Here is a 25,221-nt window from a genome sequence, read left to right on the forward strand (position 1 = left end):
CTCCTCCAACGGCGCTGCCCTCCCCGGGTGGCGCCGTTTTGTTCTATGTCCTTCTCTCCTTTTTCAATGACGATTGCCTTTTTCTCCGACGTGCACGGCAACCTGCCGGCACTCCAAGCGGTGCTGGCTGACCTCGACCAGCGCCGACCCGACATGGTGTTTTGCCTGGGCGACCTAGTGGGCTACGCACCCTGGCCCAACGAAGTCGTCAACGAAGTCCGCCGCCGCGGCATCCCGACGCTGGCCGGCAACTACGACCAGGGCATCGGGTTGGCCAGCGAGAACTGCGGCTGCGCGTATAAGACGGACACGGAGAAAGACCTCGGCGCCCAGAGCATTGCTTTCACCAACCAAGTCGTTGGTCCCGAGGAGCGGCGGTACTTGCGCCACTTGCCCAAGCACATGCGGCTGGACTTTCAGGAAGAGCCTTGCACGCTGAGCTTGTTGATGGTGCATGGTTCGCCGCGCAAGATCAATGAGTACCTGTTTGAGGACCGTCCCGAAGCGAGCTTTCTGCGGGTGCTGGCCGACGCCAACGCCGACGTGCTGCTCTTTGGCCACACCCACAAGCCCTACCACCGCACTTTTGCTTATGAGCACGAGGGCGAGACACGCTACCGCCACGCGCTGAACATCGGCTCAGTAGGCAAACCCAAGGACGGTGACCCGCGCGCCGCTTACCTGCTGCTGCACCTCGACCAAAACACCCAGCTGACGGACCCACAAAGTGTGCGTTCGGAACTAGTGCGCGTGGCGTACGACGTCGAGCAAGCCGCCCAGGCCGTGGAAGCATCCCCGTTGCCTGACGAGTACGCCGACATGCTCCGCAAGGCTTACTAACGTGTCCCCCCCCATTCCTAACTCATCCTCACGTATGACTCTGCAGCCGCTAACCGCCGCGCACTGGTCCGCCGCCAAAGTTGTTTACGAAGCCGGTATTGCGACCGGCAACGCCACCTTCGCGACCGAAGCCCCCAGTTGGGAAGACTGGGACAAAGGGCACCTGCCACACAGCCGCCTGGTGGCGCTGGACGACGCGGGTCGGGTGCTCGGCTGGGCTGCCTTGTCGCCCGTGTCGAGCCGCTGCGTGTACGGCGGCGTAGGTGAGGTGAGCGTGTACGTGGCCCCCGAAGCGCAGGGCCGCGGGGTGGGCCGGCAGCTGCTGGCAGCGCTGGTGCAGGAGTCGGAGCAACAGGGCATGTGGACGCTGCAAGCCGGCATCTTCCCCGAAAACGAAGCCAGCGTACGCCTGCACGAGTCCGTGGGCTTCCGGCAAGTAGGTCGCCGGGAGCGAATCGGTAAGATGGGCGACTGGTGGCGCGACACCCTCCTATTGGAGCGTCGCAGCGCCCAGGTCGGCCTCGCCTAACCCTCGAACATGGAACTCCTGAACCAGACGCACGCTCCCACAGAGGCTGTCGCACGTAAGAAGCTTTCCGGCTTAGACCGTGGGCTCACGCTGTGGATCTTCCTCGCAATGGCGCTCGGTGTAGCGCTCGGCTATTTCGTGCCCGACATCGAGCACGCAATCAACTACTTCTCGGTCGGGGCTGTGAACGTGCCGCTGGCCGTGGGGCTCATCCTGATGATGTACCCGCCGCTGGCGAAGGTCAAGTACGAACAGTTGCCGAGGGTCTTCCGCAACACCCGCATCGTCGGCCTGTCGCTATTCCTGAACTGGGTTCTCGGACCACTGCTGATGTTCCTGCTGGCTGTCTGGCTGCTACCCGACAAGCCTGAGTACATGATGGGGCTCATCCTCATCGGCATTGCCCGTTGCATTGCGATGGTACTCGTGTGGAACGATCTGGCGGATGGCTCCCGCGAGTACGCGGCCGGGCTGGTCGCCTTGAACTCGATCTTCCAGGTGCTCTTTTACTCGGTGCTGGCGTGGCTGTTCATCACCGTGCTCCCACCCTACTTCGGGCTGAAGGGGTACGCGGTCAACATTGGTATTGGCGACATTGCCCAGAGCGTACTCATTTACCTCGGCATCCCGTTCGCGGCCGGCTTTCTCTCACGCCTAATGCTGCGCCAGCTGAAGGGCGACGAGTGGTACGAACGGGTATTTCTGCCGACCATCAGCCCCGTCACGCTGATTGCGTTGTTGCTCACCATCGTGGTGATGTTCAGCCTGAAGGGTGAACTGATCGTGCGTATCCCGCTCGACGTGCTGCGCATTGCCCTGCCGCTGGCGCTGTATTTCGGCATCATGTTCGCGCTCAGCTTCGTAGCCGGCAAGTATCTGGGGGCGAGTTACGCCGAAACCACCAGCATCGCCTTCACAGCCACGGGTAACAACTTCGAGCTGGCTATTGCTGTCGCCATCGGCGTGTTCGGGCTCAACTCTGGACAGGCGTTTGCAGGTGTCGTCGGTCCGCTCATTGAGGTGCCCGCACTGATTGCTCTGGTGAATCTCGCCTTCTGGTTCCGCCGCAAGTACTACAGGCAGTCATCTCCCTCTACGGCTCTTAGTACCCGGTAACCTTCGCCCATGTCCAACAGGAAAATGTGCTGTCTCCAGTAACCTTGTAGGTCAACAACCTGGCTTTTTCATGCAGGGGCCATACCTTACCCCCATGAAACCGCTACTGCTTTTTCAACTGCAGGTGCTAAGTGCTCCTTTGGGTGTCACAATGGCGTTGCAGCATGGCACAACAACCTTGCTTCCCCCAGTGGCAGCGAGTTCTGAACTACTGGTGTTTGAAACCGAACTAGGTGTGGTTCAGGCGTCTGAGCAACACAGGTTTCGGCTCAGTGGCCCGTGCGTCCACGGGCGGGGAGACGACCGGTTTCTCTATCTGAACGCTGGTACTTATGCCGGTCAGGCCGATTCGTGCTGGTCGCGCCGCGCCAAGGTTCCATTGCCGGTGCTGACAGCGGCTCTGGTCGAACAGGCATTGGCTACCCCAGATAATGTGTTTCGAGCCCGTATGTGGGGGTGCGCCGGAGACGGCGGTCCGGCCTGCGCAAGTATCCGTCTGTTGGATGCGGGGTGGAGTTTGATACCAACAGCGCCCACGATTTCGGTGGTTTCATAAACAAATTGACTCCAAGAGTCAGGTATTGACTACCCGCAGCATCCTTTGGTCCCGGCTACTTGAATAGGTGGGCACGGCACGGACCCATAGGAACAAAACACACAGCAGTCCCCAATCAACGGCTTGAGGATGGTGTGGCAACGACTGCATTCGTAAAAGTACTGACACGCGTCGGTGGGCATCTGTTCTGCTTGTGCATGAGCGCACACCGAGCATGTGAGCAGCGAAGTCAGTACGGGTGTAGGTGGGTTAGTAATCGACATTGCAACGAGAAACATCAGTTAACGGGAAGCACATGGTAGCCGGTACCGTTGATAGCCTTTTCCACCTGGACAGCAGGTGTCACAGCTGGGTCGAAGCGTACTTGGGCCGTTCCCTGGTCGTAGGATACGCGCACGCTTTGCACACCTGGTACCTGCTGCACATCATGTTCGACATGGCGGGCGCACGCCTCACAGGTCATCCCGCCGATGCGGTAGGAAGCGGTTTTCCAGACCGGGTTGACAATAGTAGCCGCTGGCATCGAATCATTGGCAGGGTACAGATGGGCACCGTAATACGGAAATGTCAGGAGTATCACTGCTACCGCCGTTACGGCAGCCAAGAAGCCGCGTGACTGCAGCAATGGTTTCTTCATCGGCTCAGAGCAACCGCAGCCATCGACCTCCACAGACGCGGGCTTGTATTGCTGGTACCAGGCAAAGCAAAGTACGCACACGGTCAGGGCCACCAAATAAGGACGCAGAGGCTCCAACCACGAGAAGGAGGAGGCAACACCTCCTAGTCCACCAACGACGGCCAGCAATGGAGTAATGCAGCACAGGGAAGCCGCTAGCGCTGCCAATAAGCTGGTTCCAGCGAGGGACTTATTGGGGGTGGAGGCGGGGTGACTCATACAGCAACGGTGGGCAGAGAGGTGAATACAGAAGCCAACAAAGGCTCCACCATAGGACGAAGTGCGGGTGTCAGGGTATAGAACACGGTCTGCCCGACTTTACGCGCTTGTACAATGCCGCCGTCCTTGAGCTTGCGCAGATGCTGGGAAATGGCCGATACATTCATCTGCAGCACATCGGCCAAGTCGCACACGCAGAGATGTTGCTGATCAAGCAATAAAAACATCATCTTCAAGCGCACACCATTGCCCGCTAGGGCCAACACCGCCGCGACAGACTCCAGGTCCGGCTCAACAGCAGCCAGACGTTGCTTGCTGTGTTCAATGTGTGCGCCGTCAGTAAAGACACGAATGCAGGAAGTCGTCATAGTGGTATTTGCCCCAAAGTTACTGTTTTCGTATTTAAGCAAAAGCTTAAATACTCCGATTCGAGCGAGGACATCCTTTGGTTCCTGCTTCAGCATGCTTCTCTCATGTACACTGCGGCGACATCCTTAATCACTTCTAAGCAGTGGAACCGCTCGATTCGCACCTCCACCCTATACGTCTGCTCGCTTTGTTCTTCACCATCTACTTCGCTTGCCTCGCTTGCATGACCTGCGCACACGAGGTCGTTGTATAAAAAGACTGCCCGTACACGGCGTATGTCTTGCTGATTCGGGAGCTACTCGTCTGTGCGGTGCCGGCGAAGCTGACGCCATCCGCTCGATTGGTGACGCCAACGCCGAAGCGTACCGGGTTGGATTGGAAGCTCTGTGTACCCGCGAGTTTGGTTTACAAATGCGGCATCGTGATGAACCCCATCGGAGCCTTCAACCAGAACCACGACGGCCCCAAGTGGGAGTTCGTGGACCGCCCAATCGCCGCCACGCAACTGCTGCCGGCCACCTGGAGTAACGTGGGCGCTGGTGTGTATGGCAAAAAGCTCAACCGCAGCTGGGTGGTAGCCTACGAAGCGTACCTGACCAACGGCTTCGACGACCAGATTATCTCCAACGCGGAGAACCGCACTTTCCTACCAGCCAGCAAGCGCAACCCCGACCGGTTTGAGGAGAGCTTCAATGGCGTGCCACTGTTGACGGGCAAAGCGGCCGTACGTCACCGTCTGGCTGGAGAGGTGGGCCTGTCCTACATGGGCGGAGTGTACAACAAGTTTCAGGACGACGGCCTGCGCCTGGACCGCCGACGCCCGGTGCGAGTATACGCCGTGGACTATACGAACACCCTGCTCCGGTGGCGCACCACTATTACCGGTGAATGGGCCTGGATACGCGTGGACGTGCCGGTTACCTACTCACCGCAGTACGGACGGCGGCAGGCGGGCGGCTTCGTGGATGTGGTGCAGCCGCTGCGGCGGGGTCGGCTCTGGGGTTTCGACAACGCCGTGCTCAACGCGGCTGTGCGGTTGGAGTACGCTGACTGGAACCAGGATCGGTTCATGGAAACCAATGGCCGCATCGGGGAGGAAACCTGGGCAGTGGTACCAGCCCTTAGCTGGCGGCCCACTGCGCAAACGGTGGTGCGCGCCAATTACCGCTGGCAGCGCACCCGTGACTTTCTGCGCAACCCCTCGGCGAAAACAGCCACGGTGCAGCTGGGCTTTTCGACGTACTTCTAGCGGCTGGACGGCTACGCGGGTGCTACTGCGTGCATCTGTTTGACGCAAGAGGTATAGCCTCGGAAACGGTGACGCCCAGCGGCTCGGTGCAACTGGGCGTCACGGCTTCGGTATGCTTCCATCGTCGAAGCGTTAATCCCCCTTCTTGTGTTTGTGGGGCTTCAAATCGGGGTGTTTCGGCGCGTTTTCCGGATTAACCCGTCTTCTTTCGTCGGGTGTACCATCTTGCTTATTCGGTTTTGGTCCAGGTTTGAGACCCATGACAGGAAGTGGTTTGGAGGTGGAACTTCGTTTCGAGCCCTCACAGTAGAGGAGCTTTGCACGTTGACAGAAGTGAATATAAGAACTTTAGACAACACACAACCCACTTGTGCTTCATAAGAGTAGCACCAGCGGACGAACTGACATTCCCGACAAAGAAACCGGAACTGGAGGAGACGAATCGGCCGGCTATTGCAGGGCAAAGCAGCGAGGCTGGTGGGGCAGTTCGTATGGACATACTCCAACCGGGACGCCGATTCTCGCCGCCGGCGCAGGGGGTGTAAGTCTATATCAGGATGCGCCGTAATGGGGTGGCGCCCATGAACATTGCTGGCTTTTTCACGTACCTTCGCTCCTAATGCGCTTCCTGGCTCTGTTCTTCTCGCTCTACTTCGCCGTCCTCGCGTGCTTGCCATGCGCGGATGAGGCTGTAGCGCGTCCGTTGGAACCGATGCAGACGACCGTAGCGGCATCCACGCACGCGGGCTGTCACTCCGAAGCCCTGGGCGACTGGTGTTCCCCGCTGTGCCAGTGCCGCTGCTGTGCTGGTGCTACTCTGCCAGGAGCCACGCTACGCTTGCCGACGCGGGCTGTAGCCACCCACCCCGGCGTCGTGCGTGCTGTCTTCGTGGTAGCTGCCCCCACACGGGGTACCACGGCCGTGTGGCAGCCGCCCCGCGCCTAACTCTTCCCCTTTCTTCCTGCCGACGACCCTTGTAGGGCGGCTCGTTGCCGTGCGCAACGGGTCGGTCCAGTTCTGGCCTGTGCCGGCTGGGGTATGTCACCACGTGTCTCTTCCTGATGTGACGGGAGGGACTGGTATGCAGGTTCTTACTGGAAGCGTTAGACTCTCAACCCCTACAGCTGATGTTCGACCGGCTGATTCATTTCTCCATTCACAACAAGCTCATTATCGGGCTGCTGACCCTAGCGCTGATTGCCTGGGGCAGCTACTCCCTCAGTCGGCTACCGATTGACGCGGTGCCCGACATTACAACCAACCAAGTCGTCGTCTACACCGTGGCACCTTCGCTGGCCGCCGGGGACATTGAGCGACTGGTTTCCTTCCCTGTGGAGCAGAGCGTGGCCACCATTCCGGGTCGCGAAGAGGTACGCTCCTTCTCCCGTTTCGGACTGTCGGTGGTCACCATCGTCTTCGAGGACAAAGTTGACATCTACTGGGCTCGGCAGCAAGTGTCTGAACGCCTGCGCGAAGCCGAAAGTCAGATTCCGGAAAGCATCGGCCGGCCCGAGTTGGCACCCGTCAGCACAGGTCTGGGTGAGATTTACCAATACATCGTACGAGCTAAACCCGGCTACGAGAAGAAGTACGATGCCCGTGAGCTGCGCACGATTCAGGACTGGATTGTGCGGCGTCAGCTGTTGGGTACGCCCGGCGTGGCCGACGTGAGCAGCTTCGGCGGACAACTCAAGCAGTACGAAGTGTCGCTAGACCCAGCCCGGCTGCGGGCGCTGAACGTGACGGTGGACCAGGTATACCAATCTGTAGCCCGCAACAACCAGAACACCGGTGGCGCCTACCTCGACCAGAAGCCCGCCGCCTACTTCATTCGCACTGAGGGCCTAGCTGAAAACGCGGCCGACATCGGCAACATCGTGGTGCGCTTGACGCAGAACGGCCTGCCCGTACTGGTGCGTGACGTCGCCGAGGTGCGCCTGGGCTCGGCCATCCGCTACGGAGCCATGACGCGCAACAACGAGGGCGAAGTCACCGGCGGCATCGTGCTGATGCTCAAGGGTGCCAACGCGAACGAAGTCATCCAGGCCGTAAAGCAGCGCATGATGACGGTGGAAAAGTCGCTGCCCGAAGGCGTGACCATCGACGTGTACCTGGACCGCTCCGAGCTGGTGGGCCGCGCCATGCACACGGTAAGCAAGAACCTGATCGAAGGTGCCCTCATCGTGATTTTTGTGCTGGTGCTGTTCCTGGGTAACCTGCGTGCCGGCCTTGTGGTGGCGTCGGTCATCCCGCTGGCTATGCTGTTCGCCATCAGCATGATGCGCTTGTTCGGCGTATCCGGCAACCTGCTCAGCCTCGGCGCCATCGACTTCGGCTTGGTAGTCGACGGAGCGGTAATTATCGTGGAGGCCATTGTGCACCGGCTGCATACGCATCAGGGTACGGCCGTTCACCCCGATGGTGCCCACGGCAAGCTGACGCAGGCGCAGATGGACGACGCGACATACGAGGCAGCATCGAAAATCCGCTCGTCGGCGGCGTTCGGCGAAATCATCATCCTGATTGTGTACCTGCCGCTACTGGCCTTGGCTGGTATTGAAGGGAAGATGTTCCGCCCGATGGCCGAGACGGTAGCCTTCGCCATCATTGGCGCCTTCATCCTCTCGCTCACCTATGTGCCGATGATGTCGGCGCTGGGCCTGAGCCGTCAGACCGAATACAAGCGCAACTTCTCCGACCGCATGATGAGCTGGCTGGAAGCCCGTTACCGGCCGGTACTGGAATGGGCGCTGCGCTGGAAGGCGCTGGTGCTGGGTACGGCCGTAGCGCTGTTCGTGGGGGCTCTGCTTCTGTTTCGCACCCTGGGCGGCGAGTTCATTCCGCAGCTCTCGGAAGGGGACTTCGCGGTGGAAATGCGGGTGCTGACGGGCTCTTCGCTCAGCTACACGGTGGAGAAGAGCCAGCAGGCCGCCGCCATTCTGAAAAAGCAGTTTCCGGAAGTGAAGGAAGTCGTCAGCAAAATCGGCTCGGCGGAAATTCCGACCGACCCTATGCCCATCGAGGCGGCTGACGTGATTGTTGTGCTGGAAAAAGACCCGACGAAGTGGACTTCCGCCAGCAGCCGGGAAGAACTGGCGGAGAAGATGGCCGAAGCCGTCAGCGTGATTCCGGGTGTGACATTCAGCTTCCAGCAGCCCATCCAGATGCGTTTCAACGAGCTGATTTCGGGCGCCAAGCAGGACGTAGTACTGAAAATCTACGGCGAGAACCTGGAGCAACTGGCCCAGTACGCCGAGCGTGCCGCGCGGCTGGTACGACAGGTGGAAGGCGCCGAGGACGTGTACGTGGAGGAGGTAACCGGCCTGCCCCAGATTGTGGTGAAGCTGGACCGTAACCGCCTGGCCCGCTTCGGGCTGAACGCCGACGACGTAAACCGCACAGTACAAACGGCCTTTGCTGGCCAGAGCGCCGGGCAGATTTTCGAGCAGGAACGCCGCTTCGACGTGGTGTTGCGGCTGGCCCCCGAGCTGCGCCAGAACATGCAACAAGTGCGGCAATTGCTGATTGCCACGCCCGCCGGCGAGCAGATTCCGCTGGAGCAGGTAGCCGCCGTGGATTTGGTGGAAGGCCCCAACCAGATTCAGCGCGACGACGCCAAACGACGCATCACGGTAGCCTTCAACGTACGGGGCCGCGACGTGGAAAGTGTGGTGAAAGAGCTACAGAACAAGGTAGACCGGCAGCTGAAGCTGGCTCCCGGCTACTACACCACCTACGGCGGCCAGTTCGAAAACCTGCGCCAAGCTACTGAGCGGCTGAGCGTGGCCGTGCCGGTAGCCCTGACCCTCATCTTCGTGCTGCTGTTCTTCACTTTCGGCTCGCTGAAGCAGTCAGTGCTGATTTTCACCGCTATTCCCTTGTCGGCCATCGGCGGGGTGCTGGCGTTGTGGCTTCGCGGAATGCCGTTCAGCATATCGGCGGGTGTCGGGTTCATTGCCCTGTTTGGGGTAGCCGTGCTCAACGGCATCGTGCTCATCGGCTACTTCAACCAGCTCAAGGCCGAGGGTGAAACGAATCTCTACCACCGCATCCTGACGGGCACCCAGGTGCGCCTGCGTCCGGTGCTGATGACGGCTACCGTCGCCTCATTGGGCTTCTTGCCGATGGCACTAAGCACCTCCGCTGGTGCAGAAGTACAACGGCCGCTGGCTACCGTGGTTATCGGCGGGCTGGTGACGGCCACACTGCTCACCTTGCTAGTGCTGCCAATTCTGTACGCGCTGTCGGAAGGTAGGCAACGGCAGTCCGACACGCCGGACGAGGCACCGACTCAACCCAGTCGAGCCCATTTGGCGACAGTAATGCTGCTGGTGGGGTTGGGTAGCATGCTGGCAGCGACTCCAGCGAGGGCACAAGGGGCGCTGACGGCTCAGCAGGCAATGACGCAGGCATTGCAGGCCAATGGCACCGTGCAGGCTGCCCAACGCTCGTTGCAGGCACAACAAGCCCTGCGTCGGACCGCTTTCGACATCGGCCGTACCACCATCCTGGGTACGTATGGGCAGATCAACTCGCCGGAGCGCGACAACGTGGTGAACATTGCCCAATCGGTGGCGCTGCCGGGGTACTACCGGGCGCAGGCGAATCTGAGTCAGGCGCAGATTGTGGGACGAGAGCAGCAGCTGGCGCAGGTGCAGGCCGAGCTACGGCGGCAGGTACGCCTGAGCTACGAGCAGGCCGTGTACGCCCGGCACCGCCTACGCACGTTGCGCGGGCAGGACAGTATCTACGCCGAGTTTCTGCGCTCCGCCCAGCTGCGCTTCAAAACCGGCGAAGTGGCGCGGTTGGAGCCGGCCAACGCTATCATTCAGCAGGGTGAAACCCAGAATCTGCTGGGACAGGCCCGCGCCGACCTGCTGATTGCCCAACGTCAGCTGCAGGCGCTGCTCCAAACCACGACTCCCGTGGCGGTTTCCGATAGCACCTTACTGCTGCTCGCCGCTCCGGCCGCCGATACGGCACGCCTGGCGCAGACGCCACAGGCCCAGGCGCTCCGGCAGCAGATAGCCGAACGTCAGGCCGAAACGCGCGTGGAGCAAGCTCGCGGGCTGCCCGACGTGACCGTGGGCTACACCAACCAGTCGTTGCGCGGCACCTACCTGGAGTCCGGCGGTACCGTCAGTTATGGCTCCGGCGACCGGTTTCACAGCGTGCAGGCCGGCGTAGCCATTCCGCTGATTCGGGGTCCGCAGCGCGCCCGCGTGCAGGCGGCCAAGCTGCAGGAGCAGGTAGCCACTGCCGGCTACCAACGCTACCAGGCCGAAGCTGCCGCCCAACTCGACGAACTGCGCCTGCGCCAGCAAGAGCAGCAGCGCCGGGTGCAGTTCTATGAGCAGACCGCGCTGCCCCAGGCCGACGTCATCGTGCGGCTGAGTCAGCGAGCCTATAAAGCCGGCGAAACCACCTACACCGAGCTACTGGTGAATCTGGAGCGTGCCCTCGGGGTGCGAACTGCTTACCTCAACGCCGTGCTGGCTCACAATCAAACCGTCATCGACCTGGACTACCTGCTCGGCACGGCTGCGCAGTAATTCCCTCTTCCCGACCTCTCTACCATGTATAAGTTCACATCTGCCGCGCTGCTGCTGAGCCTAACCCTGGCTGGCTGCGGCCGTAACCAACCCGAGTCCGCTGAGCCGGAAAAGACCGAAGCTGCCGCCAACGGTGAGCAAGAAGCCGGCGTGGGCGAAGCCGAAGAGGCCACCGACCTGGTGACCCTATCCGCCGCCGAGCAGCAAGCTGCCGGGTTGAAAACCGGCCGGCTGACCAACCGACCGATGGGCACCGGCCTGGCCGTCAACGGCACTCTGGACGTGCCGCCGGAAAGCGCCGTATCCATCACTGCCCCGCTGGGCGGTTACGTGCAGAGCACCGGACTGCTGCAGGGCACCCGCGTACGCAAGGGTGAGGTGCTGGCCGTGCTGCGCAACCCCGAGTTCGTGACCCTGCAGAAGCAGTACCTAGAGCTGCGCAGCCGGCTGAAATTCGCCAACGCCGAGCTGGCCCGGCAGCGCGAGCTGTACGAGCAGGAAGTAGCACCGCTCAAAAATTACCAGCTCGCCCAGGCCGAAGTGGAAGCACTACAAGTACAGCTCAGCGCGCAGGCTGCGCAGCTGCGCATTGCGAACCTGCCGGTAGGCGGCGCCATCACGCCCACGGCCACGTTGCGGGCACCGCGGGCGGGCTTCGTACGGGCGGTGAACGTGACAGTAGGTCAGAGCGTCACGGCCACCGAGCCGTTGTTTGAAATCGTCGACCCCGAGCACCTGCACGTCGAGCTGACGGTGTTTGAGAAGGATGTGGCCCGGGTGCAGAAAGACCAGCTGATCCGATTCACCCTTGCCAGCGACTCCACCGGCACCTCGAAGGAGCGCACCGCCCATGTGTACCTGGTGGGTCGAGCCATCGGCGAGGACCGCACCGTGCGTGTCCACGGTCACATCGACCGGGAAAACGACCCTACCCTACTGCCCGGTCTGTACGTGCGCGCCACCATCGAAACGGGCCGGAGCAATGCGCCTACCCTACCTGACGCGGCCCTGGTGCGCTTCGGGGGACAATACTACGCCTTTGCCGAGGAGGCAGCCGGCCGCTACCGTATGGTGCCCGTGACGCCCGGCCGCAGCGAGGACGGCTATACCGAAGTGCAACTGCCTGCTAAGGTGCCGACCAGCACCACTTTCGTCACAGATGGGGCGTACTCCTTGCTGGCGAAACTCAAAAATGCGGAAGAAGAAGAGTAGTTCGACTTCCACTTACTACTGACCGTCAATGCTGTCCCCATTCAAACCCTTACTGCTGTTCCTGCTGGCCGGTCTCTGCGAAATCGGTGGCGGCTACCTGATGTGGCAATGGCTCAAAGCCGGCTGGCCCAGCTGGACGGGAGTGGTCGGCGGGCTGCTGTTGGTGCTCTACGGCGTCGTCGCCACCTGGCAAACCACCTCGTTCGGCAAAACCTACGCCGTGTACGGCGGGGTGTTTATCATCCTCTCCATCGTGTGGGCCTGGTACGTCGACGGCTTTCGTCCGGACCGCTACGACGTGCTGGGTGGGACGGTCGTATTTCTGGGTATCGGCATCATTCTGTTCTGGCCCCGCTCGTAACGCTCCACCATGCTTGAACTACTCACCGGAACCCTGCTGCTCAGCCTGCTGCACGCCGCCATTCCCAATCATTGGGCGCCGGTGCTGGCCGTCGCACGGGCCGAGCAGTGGCCGCTGCGCCGAGCTGTGGGCGTGACGTTGATTGCGGGCATGGCGCACGTCCTGAGCACGGTGCTGGTGGGGGTAGCCCTGGGGTTGCTTGGGTGGCAGCTGTCTGCCCGCTTCCAGCAGTTTGCGGAAGTAGCCGCACCAGCCCTGCTCGTACTCATCGGTGCGCTCTATGCCCTCTCCGGCCAGGGTCACACGCACCCCGACCCGGCGCCGGTGCGTCCGCGCGGCCACGTCGTGTTGGGCCTGACCGCAACCATGCTGCTGGCACCCTGCCTGGAGATTCAAACCTTCTTTCTCACGGCCGGCGCCCGCGGCCCCCTGGTTCTGGCGCTGCTTATGCTTACCTACCTGCTGGTCACGGTCGGGGCGATGACGACGCTGGTTGTCGCCGCCTATACCGGCCTGCGTCGCCTGAACCTGGCGGCACTGGCCCGGCACGAACGTCGACTCACCGGCGCGGTCCTCGTGCTAGTGGGTCTGGCGGGCTTTTTCCTGGACTGGTAGCCGCTCTCCGGCTCGGTCTTATCTCTTCACACTTGCTCTGCCTTCCATGACTGATCCAACTTCCCAGAACACCAACGAGGAGCTGAACACCGCCAAACAAGCGAACCTCGACAACGTGGGTGCCCTCAACCGGGACCAGCTCACCCCCGAAGCAGCGGCTAACCCCCAGGGGCACGACGTACCCGGTCACAACCACGCGCCGGCTGCTCCCACCACGCCTCCTACGCGTAAACCCGCCGCTGATCCGCTGGGCGACTCGTGCTGCAGCGTACCTGCCCCCAGCGCGAAGAAACAAGCTAAACCCAAGCCAGCTGCCGACGAAGACGAACACGCCAGCCACGACCACGGTGCCGACGATGGGCACGACCATGACCACGGCGACGCGGGCGGCAACCCATACCTCTGGCCGGGCGTGAGCCTGGCGTTGCTGCTCGGCGGTATCGCACTGGACTATTTTGACGTGGCATTTTTCGCCGGCTTCGTGCGCCTGCTCTGGTACGGCGTGGCTTTTCTGCTCGTCGGCTGGAAAGTCGTCCGCACGGCGGTGCTGAGCATTCCCAGTGGCAACGTGTTCAACGAGTTCCTGCTGATGAGCATTGCCACGCTAGGCGCTTTTGCCATCGGTGAGTACCCCGAAGGTGTAGCCGTGATGCTGTTTTACACCGTGGGCGAGCTGTTTCAGGATGCAGCCGTGAATCGCGCCAAGCGCAGCATCCGCGCCCTGCTCGAAATCCAGGCTACCGAAGTAACCGTCCTGCGCGACGGTCAGGCGCTGGTACTCGACCCCAAACAGGTGCAGGTCGGCGACACCATTGAGGTGAAGCCGGGGGAGAAAGTCGCCCTTGATGGCACCCTGACGAAGGGGCCGGCGTCTTTCAACACTGCCGCCCTCACCGGCGAATCGGCCCCGCAGACTAAGCAGCAGGGTGAAGTTGTGCTGGCCGGCATGGTCAACCTGGAATCACTGATTCAGGTTGCCGTGACAGCCACGTACCAAGACACCAAGCTGGCCAAAATTCTGGAGATGGTGCAGGATGCGGTAGGCCGTAAGGCGAAGACCCAGCAGTTCATCACCCGCTTTGCCAAGGTCTACACGCCCATCGTGGTAGTACTGGCAACGCTGCTGGTGCTGGTGCCCTACTTCGTAGTTGATGACTACGTTTTCCGCGACTGGTTGTACCGGGCGCTGGTGTTCCTAGTCATCTCCTGCCCCTGCGCACTGGTTATCAGCATTCCGCTGGGTTACTTCGGCGGCATCGGCGCAGCCTCACGCCACGGCATCCTGTTCAAGGGCTCCAACTTTCTGGACACGATGCGCGAGCTGGACACGGTGGTCATGGACAAAACCGGCACCCTCACCCAGGGCGTCTTCGCCGTGCAGCAGGTGCAGCCCGCCCCCGGTACCGACCAAGCTCAGTTGCTACGCCTGCTGGGTGCGCTCGAAGCCAAATCGACGCACCCGATAGCCAAAGCTGTAATGACGCACGCTGGCCCGGCTGCCCAAGGTGTCGCTGTCGACAACGTGGAGGAAATAGTCGGTCACGGCCTACGCGGGAAAGTCGACGGGCAGGAGGTGCTGGCTGGCAACACCAAGCTGTTGCGCAAGTTTGGCGTCAGCTACCCGACTGAAGTCGACGCAGTGGTTGATAGCATCGTCGTGGGCGCCATAAATGGGGAGTACGCCGGCTACCTCACCGTAGCCGATGCGCCGAAAGAGGATGCCGCTCGTACCGTGCAGGAACTGCGCGCTGACGGCATTACTAAGCTCGTCATGCTCTCCGGCGATAAGGACAGCGTCACTCAGCGCGTAGCCAAAGAACTGGGTATCGATGAGGCCCACGGTGGGCTGTTGCCCGAGGACAAAGCCCGCTACTTACAGCAATACCTCGATGCGGGCCGTAAGCTCGCCTTCGTGGGCGACGGGGTGAACGACGCACCGGTGGTAGCGCTGGCCGACGTAGGCATTGCGATGGGCGGCCTCGGCTCCGATGCCACCATCGAGACGGCCGACGTCGTCATTCAGACAGACCACCCAAGCAAGATTGCCACCGCCCGGCGCATTGCGCGCGCCACCCACTCAGTTGTGTGGCAGAATATCTGGTTGGCATTCATCGTCAAGGGCATCGTGCTAGTGCTGGGTGCGGGCGGCTTGGCGACGATGTGGGAGGCCGTGTTTGCCGACGTGGGGGTAGCATTGCTGGCTATCCTGAACGCCGTTCGCATCCAACGCATGAAGTTCTGACCTCCCAACAAAGCGCCCTTCTCTCAGGAGGGCGCTTTGCTTTACCCATTTTGTACACAGCCCGAAGCGTATGGCTCTGCGCTATCGGCCGCCATGAAATATCGCCCCATACTATTCAATAAATTTCTTGAATATACAGTGGTTTATGACGAACGTTACGCCAACGAACATGTGGCATGGAGAAACGTCAGTTTAAAGACCGGGTGTACACCCACCTTACGCGCCTGACCAAAGCACTGGCCAACCCGCACCGAGTCGAGATAATCGAGTTGCTGGCGCAGGGTGAAAAGACCGTGGAGCGTATTGCCGACGAAACTGGTCTGTCGGTTGCAAATGCCTCGCAACATCTGCAGGTACTCAAGCAAGTAGCGCTGCTGGTCACGCACCGCCGCGGCAACCACATCTACTACCGCTTGGGTAGTGAGGCCGTACTGCAAACTTGGCACGCGTTGCGGACGCTAGCGCTACAACACTTGCCCGAGGTAAGACAGGTTGTGCATGATTTTCGGAATGCGCGTCATACGCTCGACCGCATCACTATCGATGAATTGGTCGAGCGGCAGGCTGCCGACACCGTGATTCTTCTCGATGTGCGCCCGGCAGATGAATACCAGCGTGGGCATATTCCGCAGGCTGTGTCCGTGCCTCTGGTTGATTTAGCCCCATACGCCGCCCAACTACCTGCCGGTTCCCCCATAGTAGCCTACTGTCGCGGGCCATTCTGTGTGTTTGCTGACGACGCCGTAGTCTACCTGCGTGGACTAGGGCACCCAGCCGTGTGTCTTGATGAAGGCTTTCCCGAATGGCAGCTACGCGGTTTGCCAACGACAGCTTTGAACTAGCTTCTTGTTCAACCCGAAAAATTCGGCGATTATGTCTTCTGCTGCTCAAAATCATTGGGACGCTGTGTACGCCACTAAAACGCCCGAGCAAGTCAGCTGGACGCAGTCTGTACCGCAGACCTCATTGGACTTCATCCATTCCTTTCATCTTCCTCGTACGGCGCGCATCATCGACGTAGGCGGCGGCGACAGTAGGCTGGTTGATTTCCTGCTCGCCGAAGGCTACGAAAACCTGACCGTACTCGACATTTCGCCCATTGCCCTCGACAAAGCTAGACAGCGCCTCGGCAGCCGTGCTGAGAGAGTGAATTGGGTAATCAGCGACATAACCGAGTTCAAGCCGGACATCACCTTCGACCTATGGCATGACCGAGCCGCGTTTCATTTCCTGACTACCGAGGCGCAGATTGCCCGCTACCTGACTACCGTTCGGCAGGCCGTAACGGGGTTTCTCACCATCGGCACCTTTTCTGAGCAAGGTCCTGCCAAGTGTAACGGGTTACCCATCCGTCAATACAGCGAAGACTCTCTGAATGCTGAGTTGCATCACGGCTTCGAGAAAATTCGGTGCCTTACTGAAGACCATATCACACCCTTCGCCACCACGCAGAACTTTCTCTTCTGCAGCTTCCGACGTCAACTCATTGGGGAATGATTATTCCGCAGACATGCAGTAGAAGGAAAGACGATAATTTCCCCTGGCAAGAAGCGGGGTGCTCTTGTTGCCGCTCTTGCTGTCGAGGGGCCAGAGTACTTTCAGCGCGTTACCTTCCTGAACACCAGATTCCCAGCCCACGATAACTGCACCAGGGTTCCGTACCAAGTCCTCGGGCGGGGTGATGGCTCCTTTGTAAGATGCCGCATACAGTTCCGTGGTTACGCCTTCACTGTAGGTGCTCTTGGCATACTCCAGAGCGCTCAGCCGGTACACGGGTGGGCCGACTGCACGGAATTGACGACCATCAGCACCGTCTTTATGGTCAGTTTTGTACAGCTGAACACCGGCCTCATTGGTAACCATAATCATCGACACGTCCCACGAGTTGAGCTGGCGCTCAGCTGGGTTTTCGGGCGTACGACGAGTAAGCACAATCTTGTAGACGAAGTACTTCGCCGGCAACATCAGCTCTTGAGCCCGAATGGTGAAGGCTGGTAGCAGAAGCGTCAATACCAGTAATGACCTGCGCATATACTATAAGTGTCGGCCTGCGGCGGCGCTGCTCAGCAGAGCCTCTGCTGAGCGGTCGATAGCGCTGCCCTGCCGTTGCTTGTTAGATAGAGTTGTGGTGGTCGTCTCTGGTGGTCTCAAGCCGACTGTTCACGCCCCCTGCTCATCGGGCTTCTGACATGCGTGGTAGACCCGTTCAGCAACCACGTTGCCAACTGACAGCCGCTGGAAAAGCGCCCTCATCATGCCGATGGACTCCGGCTTCGACAATTCTGGATCACCGGCAACCAGGTCGCTGGCTTCCTGTGCGTAAGAGACCAAATTTCGAGCGAGGTAGTAGGCTTCATGTCCGTAAAGGGACACGTCGTGCTCAGTATTCCGGTGGAGGTGAACCCAATTGGCGAACAACAGCAATGCATCGTCTGCAAGCGCCACGGCACCCGTTTCGTGCTCCACGCTCAATGCTGGGGCATACGTGCTGAACATGTTCTCCCATTGCTCATCGCTGAAGTTCGGAAGCTGTGGGTCTAACCGTTTCCGTGCGTAGGCTAGCGCCTGTGCACGTTGCTCTGAACTAGCCAGCGTGTAGGAAAAGTGGTTCGCAGAAGGATGGGGCGACGATGAAAGCATGAGGATGGCAGGTTTTGTCTCCGAACTCAATGGTTTCTTGCAGGCGTGTCAACAGCCACTCCAATAGCGTGACGTGTCCACCGCCGACCTGTGAAAGTCGATGTTCGGCTTGCTGTTGCTCTCACGCCAGAGAAACACCTCCGCAAGGTAATGAAAGTACGTCATTTTAAGGGCGCATACGCCCTTAAATCGTAACGTCATCCGCGGCAGCTTGCCGTGTGAAAAACCCCGCAGGTCTCAAGGCTTTCTCCGAACGGCTGCGCTTTTTACGCAAGGAGCGCGGATACTCGCAGCAGAAGCTGGCGGACATTGCCAACGTGGAGCAGTCCACCATCAAGCGCATCGAGCTCGTACAGCTCGCCCCTACACTCGACCTGCTCATCACCCTGAGTCGGGCGCTGGGTCTAGAAGTGCGCGACTTGGTCGACGACCCGGCAATTACCCATTCGGACAAGGAGGTTTAGCGGCCATGTATAGGGGAATGGGTGAATAACGCCATACCTAGCTCGTTTACATCAAAACGAACAGCGACCCGGCGTGTGGCTACTCGCATATTGGAACGATATTGAGGTGCCTCTTCACGACAGTTCTCTACCTATCGTCAGTCCCCATCTTTGATGTCGTCCCCTCTTGACCAAGCGGCCCGAGCTACAGACCGCCCACTTGTAGACCTTCTCCACGACAATTTTCAGCGGGCACCTTTCGCGAAGCGAATTGCGGAAAGCCTTACGCAACGCAACAACCCCGACAGCATCGTAGTCGGTCTGTATGGCAAATGGGGAGAAGGCAAAAGCACGGTACTCAATTTCATTCGGCGCGCTCTTGCAGAGAAGCCCGAGAAAGTTGCCGTCCTGAACTTCAATCCGTGGCGCTTTCCGGATGAGACCCAACTGCTACTGAACTTCTTTGGTGAGCTAGCGAAAGTCATCGACCAGAACCTGTTGACGAAGACGCAACAGGCAGTCAAAGGCTTCAGCACGTATATCGCCCCTCTCATCCCATCATTGCCAGCAGGGCCCGTGTCGGTAGATGTGAACAAGAGCATCGAAGCGCTACTGAAGTTGGCTCAGCCCGAAGTCGACGCCCAGCGTGAGCGTATCGAGAAGCTGATTGCCGATTCAGGGAAGCGCGTAGTCGTCATCATCGACGACATTGACCGCTTGGAAAAGAGCCAGATACAGGCCGTATTTCGGTTGATAAAACTGACGGCCGACTTCAAGCACACCGCTTACCTACTCGCCTTCGACGATGTCATGGTTGCCCGTGCCATCGGCGAGGTATTTACGTCCAGCTCCGAAGACGATACCGAAGGACGAGCCTTGCTCGCTGGTCAAAATTTCCTGGAGAAGATCATTCAGGTCCCATTGCGTCTTCCACCAGCGCGCACCGATGCGCTGATGCAATTCTGTTTCCAACGCGTAGACGAAGCTCTGGCTGAAGCGGGTATTGAACCCACTCAGGAAGAGGCAGGACGCATTGGGGGCGGATTACGCAGCGCCATTTTACCCCGGTTGACGACGCCCCGACTAGCTGTACGGTACGCCAATGCGATTACGTTCAGCCTGCCGCTGCTCAAAGGAGAGGTCAACACAGTGGACTTTCTGCTCACGGAAGCAATGCACGTCTTCTACCCGCAGCTTTACCGTTTCGTCGCAAGCCGCGAGGCCCTTTTCGTAGGCAGTACACGCAACCAGTCGGGATACGGATTGCAGGGCTCAGAGCGCGAGAGCAAAGAAGAGGCAATCATTGACGAGGTACTCGAACATTACAAGTCAGCCGATGAGCGCAGCGCCGCCCGTGCATTACTCAGCACCCTGTTTCCCCGGATCAATGCCCTGAATGGACGCAGAAGGCTTTTCGGCACTACCAACCACACCAGTCGCCTGACGAGCGAGGAGCTTACCCGCCACCGACATATAGCTGCGTCTACGCACTTCGGACGGTATTTTGCCTACACAGTTCTAACCGGCGACGTTTCGGATCAGGAATTTGATAGCTTCATGATGCTACCGTACCCGAGCCAACTGCAAACCGCCCAGGAACTCATCGCGAGGTTGAGCATGAGTACCTTCTTGCAGAAAGTGAGCTTCCGCACTCATGAATTGAGTACGGAACAGGCGACATCTCTGTGGCAGGTAATTAGCTCTCTGAGCCCCAAAATGAGCGCGGAGCGTGCTGCCGGCCTGATCTTCCTTTCCAGAAGCGAGGTCACTCATGCGAGCTGGGTGCTGCTCCAGCTGCTCGCTTTCGTGCCCAAACCTGACCGATTTTCCATATTACTCGGCCAAGTGGGCAGTGGAGGAACGTTCGAGTTGGCCGCAGCGCTGACGGAGGTGCTCCTAACACACCGAGAGTCCGTGATGACTCGTCTGCAGAACGGCGACGCCGACGCTGCCGACGAGTTGCTCACCCTGCGTGAATGGGACGCTGCTGAGCACCAATTGTCGGAAGCGCTGCTGCAGAGGGCCTTTCGGGAAGCCGATACGGAACCACTCTACAAGTCTCATCCAGAACACGCCAACAGGCTCATGCACATGTACTGGCAAAAGTCTCGGACTACTGTGAAGTTGAGGGATTACGTGTTACCGTTTCTCGAAGCCAACCCCAACGATGTGTACGCGTTGCTTGAGGCAAGTTCTCCCCACGTTTCGGTGAACGGCGGCCCGCTCTTCCGCGCTGGGTTGACTTCATCAGAGGTCAACCTGCTGGCTGAGTCCGTGGGAGACGACCTGCTGAATATCGCCCGAGGGTTGTACGGTCCTGAGCCCATAGAGCAGTACCCTGGAAGTCCGAGAGACTCCGATGCACCAACGCCTCAAGACCGGTTGCGGCAATTTATCTACCTCTTCGAGCAGCGCAACAAGCCACGTCCATCGGCAGAGTTGGTTGACGAATAAGGTCTCCCGCAAGTGCTGGACCGCCCGACGGGTACCCACAACGTGTTAACGACTCCGTCAACCCGAAGCCAATTTCGCTGGTCGGCTACCGGTTGATCATTTCCAATAACCTGCTGGTCATGGACAAAGAGACTCTGTTCAAAGCTATCCGCCGTCAAGAAGTCGTGCTGTGGGCTGGCTCCGGCTTCTCCCGGTACGCTGGCTACCCAATGGGAGCTGGTGTTGTCGAGCACCTGTACGGGGCGTTGTCGAGCGCGCAGCGGCTGCAGTTGGCTCAAGAGCTACGGCAGGAGAAACCGGAATGCCCAGACATCCCGCTGCCTAAGTTCGCCGAGCTTTTCCTCGACTTACACGGCGGTAATGCGCACGCGCTCAACCGAGTAGTGTGCGACTTATTCTCGGCTCGTCCGCAGACAATGCAGACACATGAGCAGCTAGCAAAAGTGGCTTTCATCGAGCACATCGTTACCACCAACTACGACCGGCTCTTCGAGTACGCGTATCTCGACCGGCTGCACACAGTCACCAGCGGTATCAATTTGCCGTATCGGCAGCGCGGTAAGACTACCCTCTACAAAGTGCACGGCGATGTTCACGATCCGAACAGCATAATTGTCACGGAAAGCCACTATAACCGATTCTTCGACAAAGCAGACCGCGCGCTTTGGACGCACTTGGAAGCCTTATTCGCGACGCATACGCTCTTGTTCGTGGGGTACGCACTGGAAGACCCCAACGTATTGGATGTGTTCATGCGTGTTCTCGATACCCTCGGCCCCAATATGCGACCAGCCTATCTCGTCGCCCCTGGCTTGAGTAAGATGAGAGCGGAACGCCTAGCTCGTCGCAACGTCGTTTACCTCGACATGACAGGCGAGCAGTTCGTGGATGAGTTGCTGCGCGACATCAACGAAAAAGCGTTACCTGAGCTCAAAAACAACGAGGTATCGCCTGACGCCACTTTCAGTTGGTTGTCTCGCACCGACTTGAGCTACAGCGGCTCTTCTAAAGGGCCAGCTTCCGGCTTCGAGGTTGACAACTTGTGGAAACGCGAGGGCGACACCCAGTACACCATCAATTTCACTTTACCCGCTGAGTCCCCGTTGGTACAAGTGGTGCAAGACGCTCAAAAAGGTGAATGGGCGCGCCCAATCAAACTATCCACTGACGACGACGCAGAATTTCGGCTGGAAGTCGAAGGCATCCGACTACCTCAAAATATCAAGTACTTACGGTTCGCGCCGTCACCCATATGGGAGAAGACCATAGATGTTCGTTTTGAAGGTGGTTTTACCCTACGTGAGGTGAAGGTGCGAGCTTACGGCGGGAAAACCCACGTAAAGTTTGTTGCCGTCAACAAGCGCTTCAAGCTCTTCATCAGTATACCAATGGCGACCTTTGAATCTGAGGGAAGGTACAACGCCACGTTCGTCAGGAAGGCTCATGCCGTCGAGTCGACAGAAGCAGGACTGGAAGAGGCAGAATTGCTCATGTGGCTCGGTTCAGAAGACGCCGTTTCGTGTTACGAGAACTGCCGGCTGATCTGGTCGAGCCCCCGTCGGGAAGCCACGCATTTCGCCGCGAAAGGGCACGAACTGAAACTCCTGATGGAGGCGACCCAGCGGATAGAGGTGGCCTTTTCCATCATGTTTCAGCATTTCAACGTCAGTCGCGACGACCGTGACGAGATTCTTGGGTTGGATGCCGCCTTACAGCACGAGACGCGGGTGCTTCCGTGGACCAGCGCAGCCAGCTTAGTGCTTAAGCAGCCCTACGATGAGCCCATTAACGAGCTCCTCGCTGGGCGAGGACGCGACTCTGCGGTAGCTATTGAGCGCAAGGAAACCACCGTGAGCAAAGTGCTGGGCTGGGAACTGTCGACGGAGTCCGTCATCCGCTACACGATACACTCGCCGGTGCTAGCGCCGTCGTCAGAGGATGACACATTTAAACTTACCAGTGCGGAGAAAAAGCTGCATGTACAGGTCATGCAGATCATCGACACGAAGGTGGTAAGCAGTCCGCCACGCACTGAACCGCAGCCCCCATCTGAGCCCGATGGCTTCGACGACTTCCCTCCCGATGGTGACGGTGACTCGTGACATACTGCCAGGGCGCTTCACTCTGCAGTGACAGCATCATCGTGGCTTCCACCTGTACCGCGCCGATGCTGCGCAGGTAGATCATGCTCGTATTCAGGTCGAGTGTCCCAGTAGTCGCTGCAGCAGCTTGAGGTTCTGCGTGCGCTCGAAGACATTCAGCGAAGCTGCGTGCCGGAAGCTGTAGAGTGTCGCTTCGGTTGAATGAGGCGTGGCTCCATCATTCGGGTCATCGTCCTCGAACACCTGATGTTGAAGTACGCTCGAAGTACTCCATAACGACGAGCCGCTCGAAGTCGAGTCAGCCCACCTTCTGAGAAGCTCGGCGCGTACGTAATCAGCAACTGGTAAGCTCCGAATGCGTCCTCTCTTGTATTCATGCCCGACAAGGGTGAAGTACACAAGTTCCTCGTCGAAGCGTCGACACCCAAGCAAGCATAGCTCCCCATGAGGTCGAAGTAGTATGCCGTACATCAGCAGCGCACGGAGATACACACAGTACTCATGCTGCCGCGAGTACCTTTCCGACTTCGCTTACATGCTCTTCCACTTCACTCTCCTCCCACCTACCACTCACACCAATTTCCAACTGATTACATGTGTGGAGAACGGTACCGATTTCTGGACTCACCTTCATTAGCGGCAACCCGTCTGGGCACAGAGCCCGCATATGTTCAGCCAGCAGGATGTCGTAAGGGTGAGGTTCTTCTCGCCGTTTAGCTCGCGCCTGAAGCTGACGGTAACGTGCCTGAGTGGTCTTGAAGGTAGACCTTGGGGTACCAGGCCGCACGGCCTCCCACCAGTTCAAGTCAGCACCAGCATACAGCAGGGCAGCATGAGCTATGGGCAGATTTGAATAGTCAACAGGAACCCGGCGAACCGTCTGCTTCCACTGGTCGTGCACATGCGTGGCGACCATTTTGAGTACATCGGGTGCAGCCAGGTCCAGGAGCGTAACGTTGGTGCGGCCGGTGAGCTTGTTCAGGTCGCGGGCACGGGTGAATACCACCTCGAATCTCAATAGGTGGCTGCAATCCATTGGCAACGGAACACCTTGACGGCGGGCGTACTCACCTTTGTCGTAGTACTTAAGCTTGTAGTTTAAGTGCACCGCTTGGTACTCCAACGGACGAAGGCGGCCCGCAGGAGGAGTGAGTGGATAGAAGAGACTTTTTTTGTGGTGACTCAAGGTTTCCAGGAACGGGCGCGGCGAAGAAGGCACGACGATGTTGACACCGGCTTCCAGCTTGCACGTTATAAATAGCTCAGGAGGCAGCCCGAGAGAAGCAGCCAAGTCTTTGGCAGCTTGGGCTGCTTCCGATGCGCCAAACATGCCGACGTTTGAACCTTGCGCGAAGGTGTGCAAAGAGCCTCGGACTCGTCCCCGAAATTCGCCAGGCAGGTACTCTATGCGCATTCCTCGGTATTGAACCCGAATGCGTCCTCTGCCATCGGTCTGGCCGTCGCTACCAGCAAAGGCAGGCGATTCGGCCAGAGCGGCTTCAAACTCGTGCGCAGGCTCGGGCAGGTGGAAGTGCAGATGCAGATTATCGTACACGCCTTTACGCAGCTACCCGAAATGATTTATTGTGGTGCTTGAGGAGCATTCGGTCGATTTCCTCACGATTGTAGTAAATCTTCCCATGAACCTGGCTGAACCCGATCAGCCCTTCGTCGCGCCAATTCTGCAAGGTGCGCTTGGTCACCTTGAGCAGGCCAGCTGCCTCGTTGTTGTCCAGCCATTCGATGACGGACTTCTTGCGTTCCTGCTCCATGAGCTTTCTCACGTAGGCAAACGTGTTCTGTTGAAGCTGGTCGTATGCTTCGCTCTGTAGTACGATTACTTGCATTTGAGGTGCGTTTTGTAGAAGTGGTTTACACTGCGAAATAACAGTGCAGCCCACCTCTACAAAACGGCGGGTGCAGTCACTTGAGATGCACTTTAAATGGACTTGAAATTCTATATCCAGAAAAAAAGCCCGCACAATTACCTGTGCGGGCTTTTCATGTCTTTCCCCTTCTCGACTTTTGATAGCAGATTCCCCTTC

At 59.0% G+C, this 25,221-nt stretch carries 23 protein-coding genes; 16 read left to right on the forward strand and 7 right to left on the reverse strand.

Annotated features, from left to right (window positions below):
- Window positions 1-66: 66 nt before the first annotated feature.
- The 4 genes from ACYVKQ_RS15320 to ACYVKQ_RS15335 all read left to right on the forward strand — a co-directional run bounded on the left by ACYVKQ_RS15320 (window position 67) and on the right by ACYVKQ_RS15335 (window position 3,041).
- Window positions 67-840 (forward strand): metallophosphoesterase family protein, encoded by a 774-nt coding sequence (locus tag ACYVKQ_RS15320; protein WP_460676231.1) that lies wholly within the window; start codon window positions 67-69, stop codon window positions 838-840.
- A gap of 34 nt (window positions 841-874) precedes the next feature.
- On the forward strand, window positions 875-1,369 hold the full coding sequence (locus ACYVKQ_RS15325) for a GNAT family N-acetyltransferase (protein ID WP_460676232.1): 495 nt from the start codon (window positions 875-877) through the stop codon (window positions 1,367-1,369).
- A gap of 9 nt (window positions 1,370-1,378) precedes the next feature.
- Window positions 1,379-2,485: an ACR3 family arsenite efflux transporter gene (arsB, locus tag ACYVKQ_RS15330; RefSeq protein WP_460676233.1), complete on the forward strand. Its 1,107-nt coding sequence runs from the start codon at window positions 1,379-1,381 to the stop codon at window positions 2,483-2,485.
- Between the two features lie 94 nt (window positions 2,486-2,579).
- Entirely contained in the window at window positions 2,580-3,041 is a 462-nt protein-coding gene (locus tag ACYVKQ_RS15335) for a DUF5990 family protein (RefSeq protein WP_460676234.1), read from the forward strand.
- Between the two features lie 29 nt (window positions 3,042-3,070).
- Here the strand turns inward: ACYVKQ_RS15335 and ACYVKQ_RS15340 are convergent, their stop codons facing one another.
- The 3 genes from ACYVKQ_RS15340 to ACYVKQ_RS15350 are packed head-to-tail and all read right to left on the reverse strand — an operon-like array spanning window position 3,071 to window position 4,400.
- Window positions 3,071-3,319 (reverse strand): GDCCVxC domain-containing (seleno)protein, encoded by a 249-nt coding sequence (locus tag ACYVKQ_RS15340; protein WP_460676235.1) that lies wholly within the window; start codon window positions 3,317-3,319, stop codon window positions 3,071-3,073.
- Window positions 3,319-3,936 (reverse strand): mercuric transport protein MerTP, encoded by a 618-nt coding sequence (gene merTP, locus ACYVKQ_RS15345; RefSeq protein WP_460676236.1) that lies wholly within the window; start codon window positions 3,934-3,936, stop codon window positions 3,319-3,321. Before merTP ends, ACYVKQ_RS15340 begins: the two co-directional genes overlap by 1 nt.
- Window positions 3,933-4,400: an ArsR/SmtB family transcription factor gene (locus ACYVKQ_RS15350; RefSeq protein ID WP_460676237.1), complete on the reverse strand. Its 468-nt coding sequence runs from the start codon at window positions 4,398-4,400 to the stop codon at window positions 3,933-3,935. The genes merTP and ACYVKQ_RS15350 overlap by 4 nt, the downstream gene beginning before the upstream one ends.
- Before the next feature lie 305 nt (window positions 4,401-4,705).
- On the opposite strand from ACYVKQ_RS15350, the gene ACYVKQ_RS15355 reads away from it, so the two are divergent.
- The 9 genes from ACYVKQ_RS15355 to ACYVKQ_RS15395 all read left to right on the forward strand — a co-directional run bounded on the left by ACYVKQ_RS15355 (window position 4,706) and on the right by ACYVKQ_RS15395 (window position 17,034).
- Complete coding sequence (locus ACYVKQ_RS15355) at window positions 4,706-5,554, forward strand: hypothetical protein (protein ID WP_460676238.1); 849 nt, start codon at window positions 4,706-4,708, stop codon at window positions 5,552-5,554.
- Between the two features lie 619 nt (window positions 5,555-6,173).
- Entirely contained in the window at window positions 6,174-6,500 is a 327-nt protein-coding gene (locus ACYVKQ_RS15360; RefSeq protein WP_460676239.1) for a DUF6660 family protein, read from the forward strand.
- Between the two features lie 182 nt (window positions 6,501-6,682).
- Window positions 6,683-11,107 (forward strand): CusA/CzcA family heavy metal efflux RND transporter, encoded by a 4,425-nt coding sequence (locus tag ACYVKQ_RS15365; protein ID WP_460676240.1) that lies wholly within the window; start codon window positions 6,683-6,685, stop codon window positions 11,105-11,107.
- 24 nt (window positions 11,108-11,131) lie between these two features.
- Entirely contained in the window at window positions 11,132-12,319 is a 1,188-nt protein-coding gene (locus ACYVKQ_RS15370; protein WP_460676241.1) for an efflux RND transporter periplasmic adaptor subunit, read from the forward strand.
- A 28-nt stretch (window positions 12,320-12,347) separates the two neighbouring features.
- A complete protein-coding gene (locus ACYVKQ_RS15375; protein ID WP_460676242.1) occupies window positions 12,348-12,680 on the forward strand; it encodes a YnfA family protein in 333 nt (110 codons plus the stop codon).
- 9 nt (window positions 12,681-12,689) lie between these two features.
- Window positions 12,690-13,295, forward strand: a complete 606-nt coding sequence (locus ACYVKQ_RS15380) for a hypothetical protein (protein ID WP_460676243.1) — start codon at window positions 12,690-12,692, stop codon at window positions 13,293-13,295.
- Between the two features lie 46 nt (window positions 13,296-13,341).
- Window positions 13,342-15,537 (forward strand): heavy metal translocating P-type ATPase, encoded by a 2,196-nt coding sequence (locus ACYVKQ_RS15385; RefSeq protein WP_460676244.1) that lies wholly within the window; start codon window positions 13,342-13,344, stop codon window positions 15,535-15,537.
- A 176-nt stretch (window positions 15,538-15,713) separates the two neighbouring features.
- Entirely contained in the window at window positions 15,714-16,379 is a 666-nt protein-coding gene (locus tag ACYVKQ_RS15390; RefSeq protein ID WP_460676245.1) for an ArsR/SmtB family transcription factor, read from the forward strand.
- Window positions 16,380-16,410: 31 nt separating this feature from the next.
- Entirely contained in the window at window positions 16,411-17,034 is a 624-nt protein-coding gene (locus ACYVKQ_RS15395; protein ID WP_460676246.1) for a class I SAM-dependent methyltransferase, read from the forward strand.
- On the opposite strand, the gene ACYVKQ_RS15400 is transcribed toward ACYVKQ_RS15395, so the two are convergent.
- Both ACYVKQ_RS15400 and ACYVKQ_RS15405 read right to left on the reverse strand, forming a co-directional pair.
- Window positions 17,035-17,547, reverse strand: coding sequence for a hypothetical protein (locus tag ACYVKQ_RS15400; protein ID WP_460676247.1), 513 nt, complete (start codon window positions 17,545-17,547; stop codon window positions 17,035-17,037).
- A 150-nt stretch (window positions 17,548-17,697) separates the two neighbouring features.
- Entirely contained in the window at window positions 17,698-18,177 is a 480-nt protein-coding gene (locus tag ACYVKQ_RS15405) for a hypothetical protein (protein WP_460676248.1), read from the reverse strand.
- Window positions 18,178-18,395: 218 nt separating this feature from the next.
- Between ACYVKQ_RS15405 and ACYVKQ_RS15410 the strand changes: the two genes are divergently transcribed.
- The 3 genes from ACYVKQ_RS15410 (at window position 18,396) to ACYVKQ_RS15420 (ending at window position 23,176) form a co-directional block, all read left to right on the forward strand.
- Window positions 18,396-18,641: a helix-turn-helix domain-containing protein gene (locus ACYVKQ_RS15410; RefSeq protein ID WP_460676249.1), complete on the forward strand. Its 246-nt coding sequence runs from the start codon at window positions 18,396-18,398 to the stop codon at window positions 18,639-18,641.
- A gap of 153 nt (window positions 18,642-18,794) precedes the next feature.
- A complete protein-coding gene (locus ACYVKQ_RS15415) occupies window positions 18,795-21,074 on the forward strand; it encodes a KAP family P-loop NTPase fold protein (protein WP_460676250.1) in 2,280 nt (759 codons plus the stop codon).
- A 119-nt stretch (window positions 21,075-21,193) separates the two neighbouring features.
- Window positions 21,194-23,176, forward strand: coding sequence for an SIR2 family NAD-dependent protein deacylase (locus tag ACYVKQ_RS15420; RefSeq protein ID WP_460676251.1), 1,983 nt, complete (start codon window positions 21,194-21,196; stop codon window positions 23,174-23,176).
- Window positions 23,177-23,675: 499 nt separating this feature from the next.
- Here the strand turns inward: ACYVKQ_RS15420 and ACYVKQ_RS15425 are convergent, their stop codons facing one another.
- Window positions 23,676-24,731 (reverse strand): hypothetical protein, encoded by a 1,056-nt coding sequence (locus ACYVKQ_RS15425; protein WP_460676252.1) that lies wholly within the window; start codon window positions 24,729-24,731, stop codon window positions 23,676-23,678.
- Between the two features lie 4 nt (window positions 24,732-24,735).
- On the reverse strand, window positions 24,736-25,023 hold the full coding sequence (locus ACYVKQ_RS15430) for a helix-turn-helix domain-containing protein (protein ID WP_460676253.1): 288 nt from the start codon (window positions 25,021-25,023) through the stop codon (window positions 24,736-24,738).
- Window positions 25,024-25,221: the final 198 nt, after the last annotated feature.

This window comes from Hymenobacter coalescens (assembly GCF_054783195.1).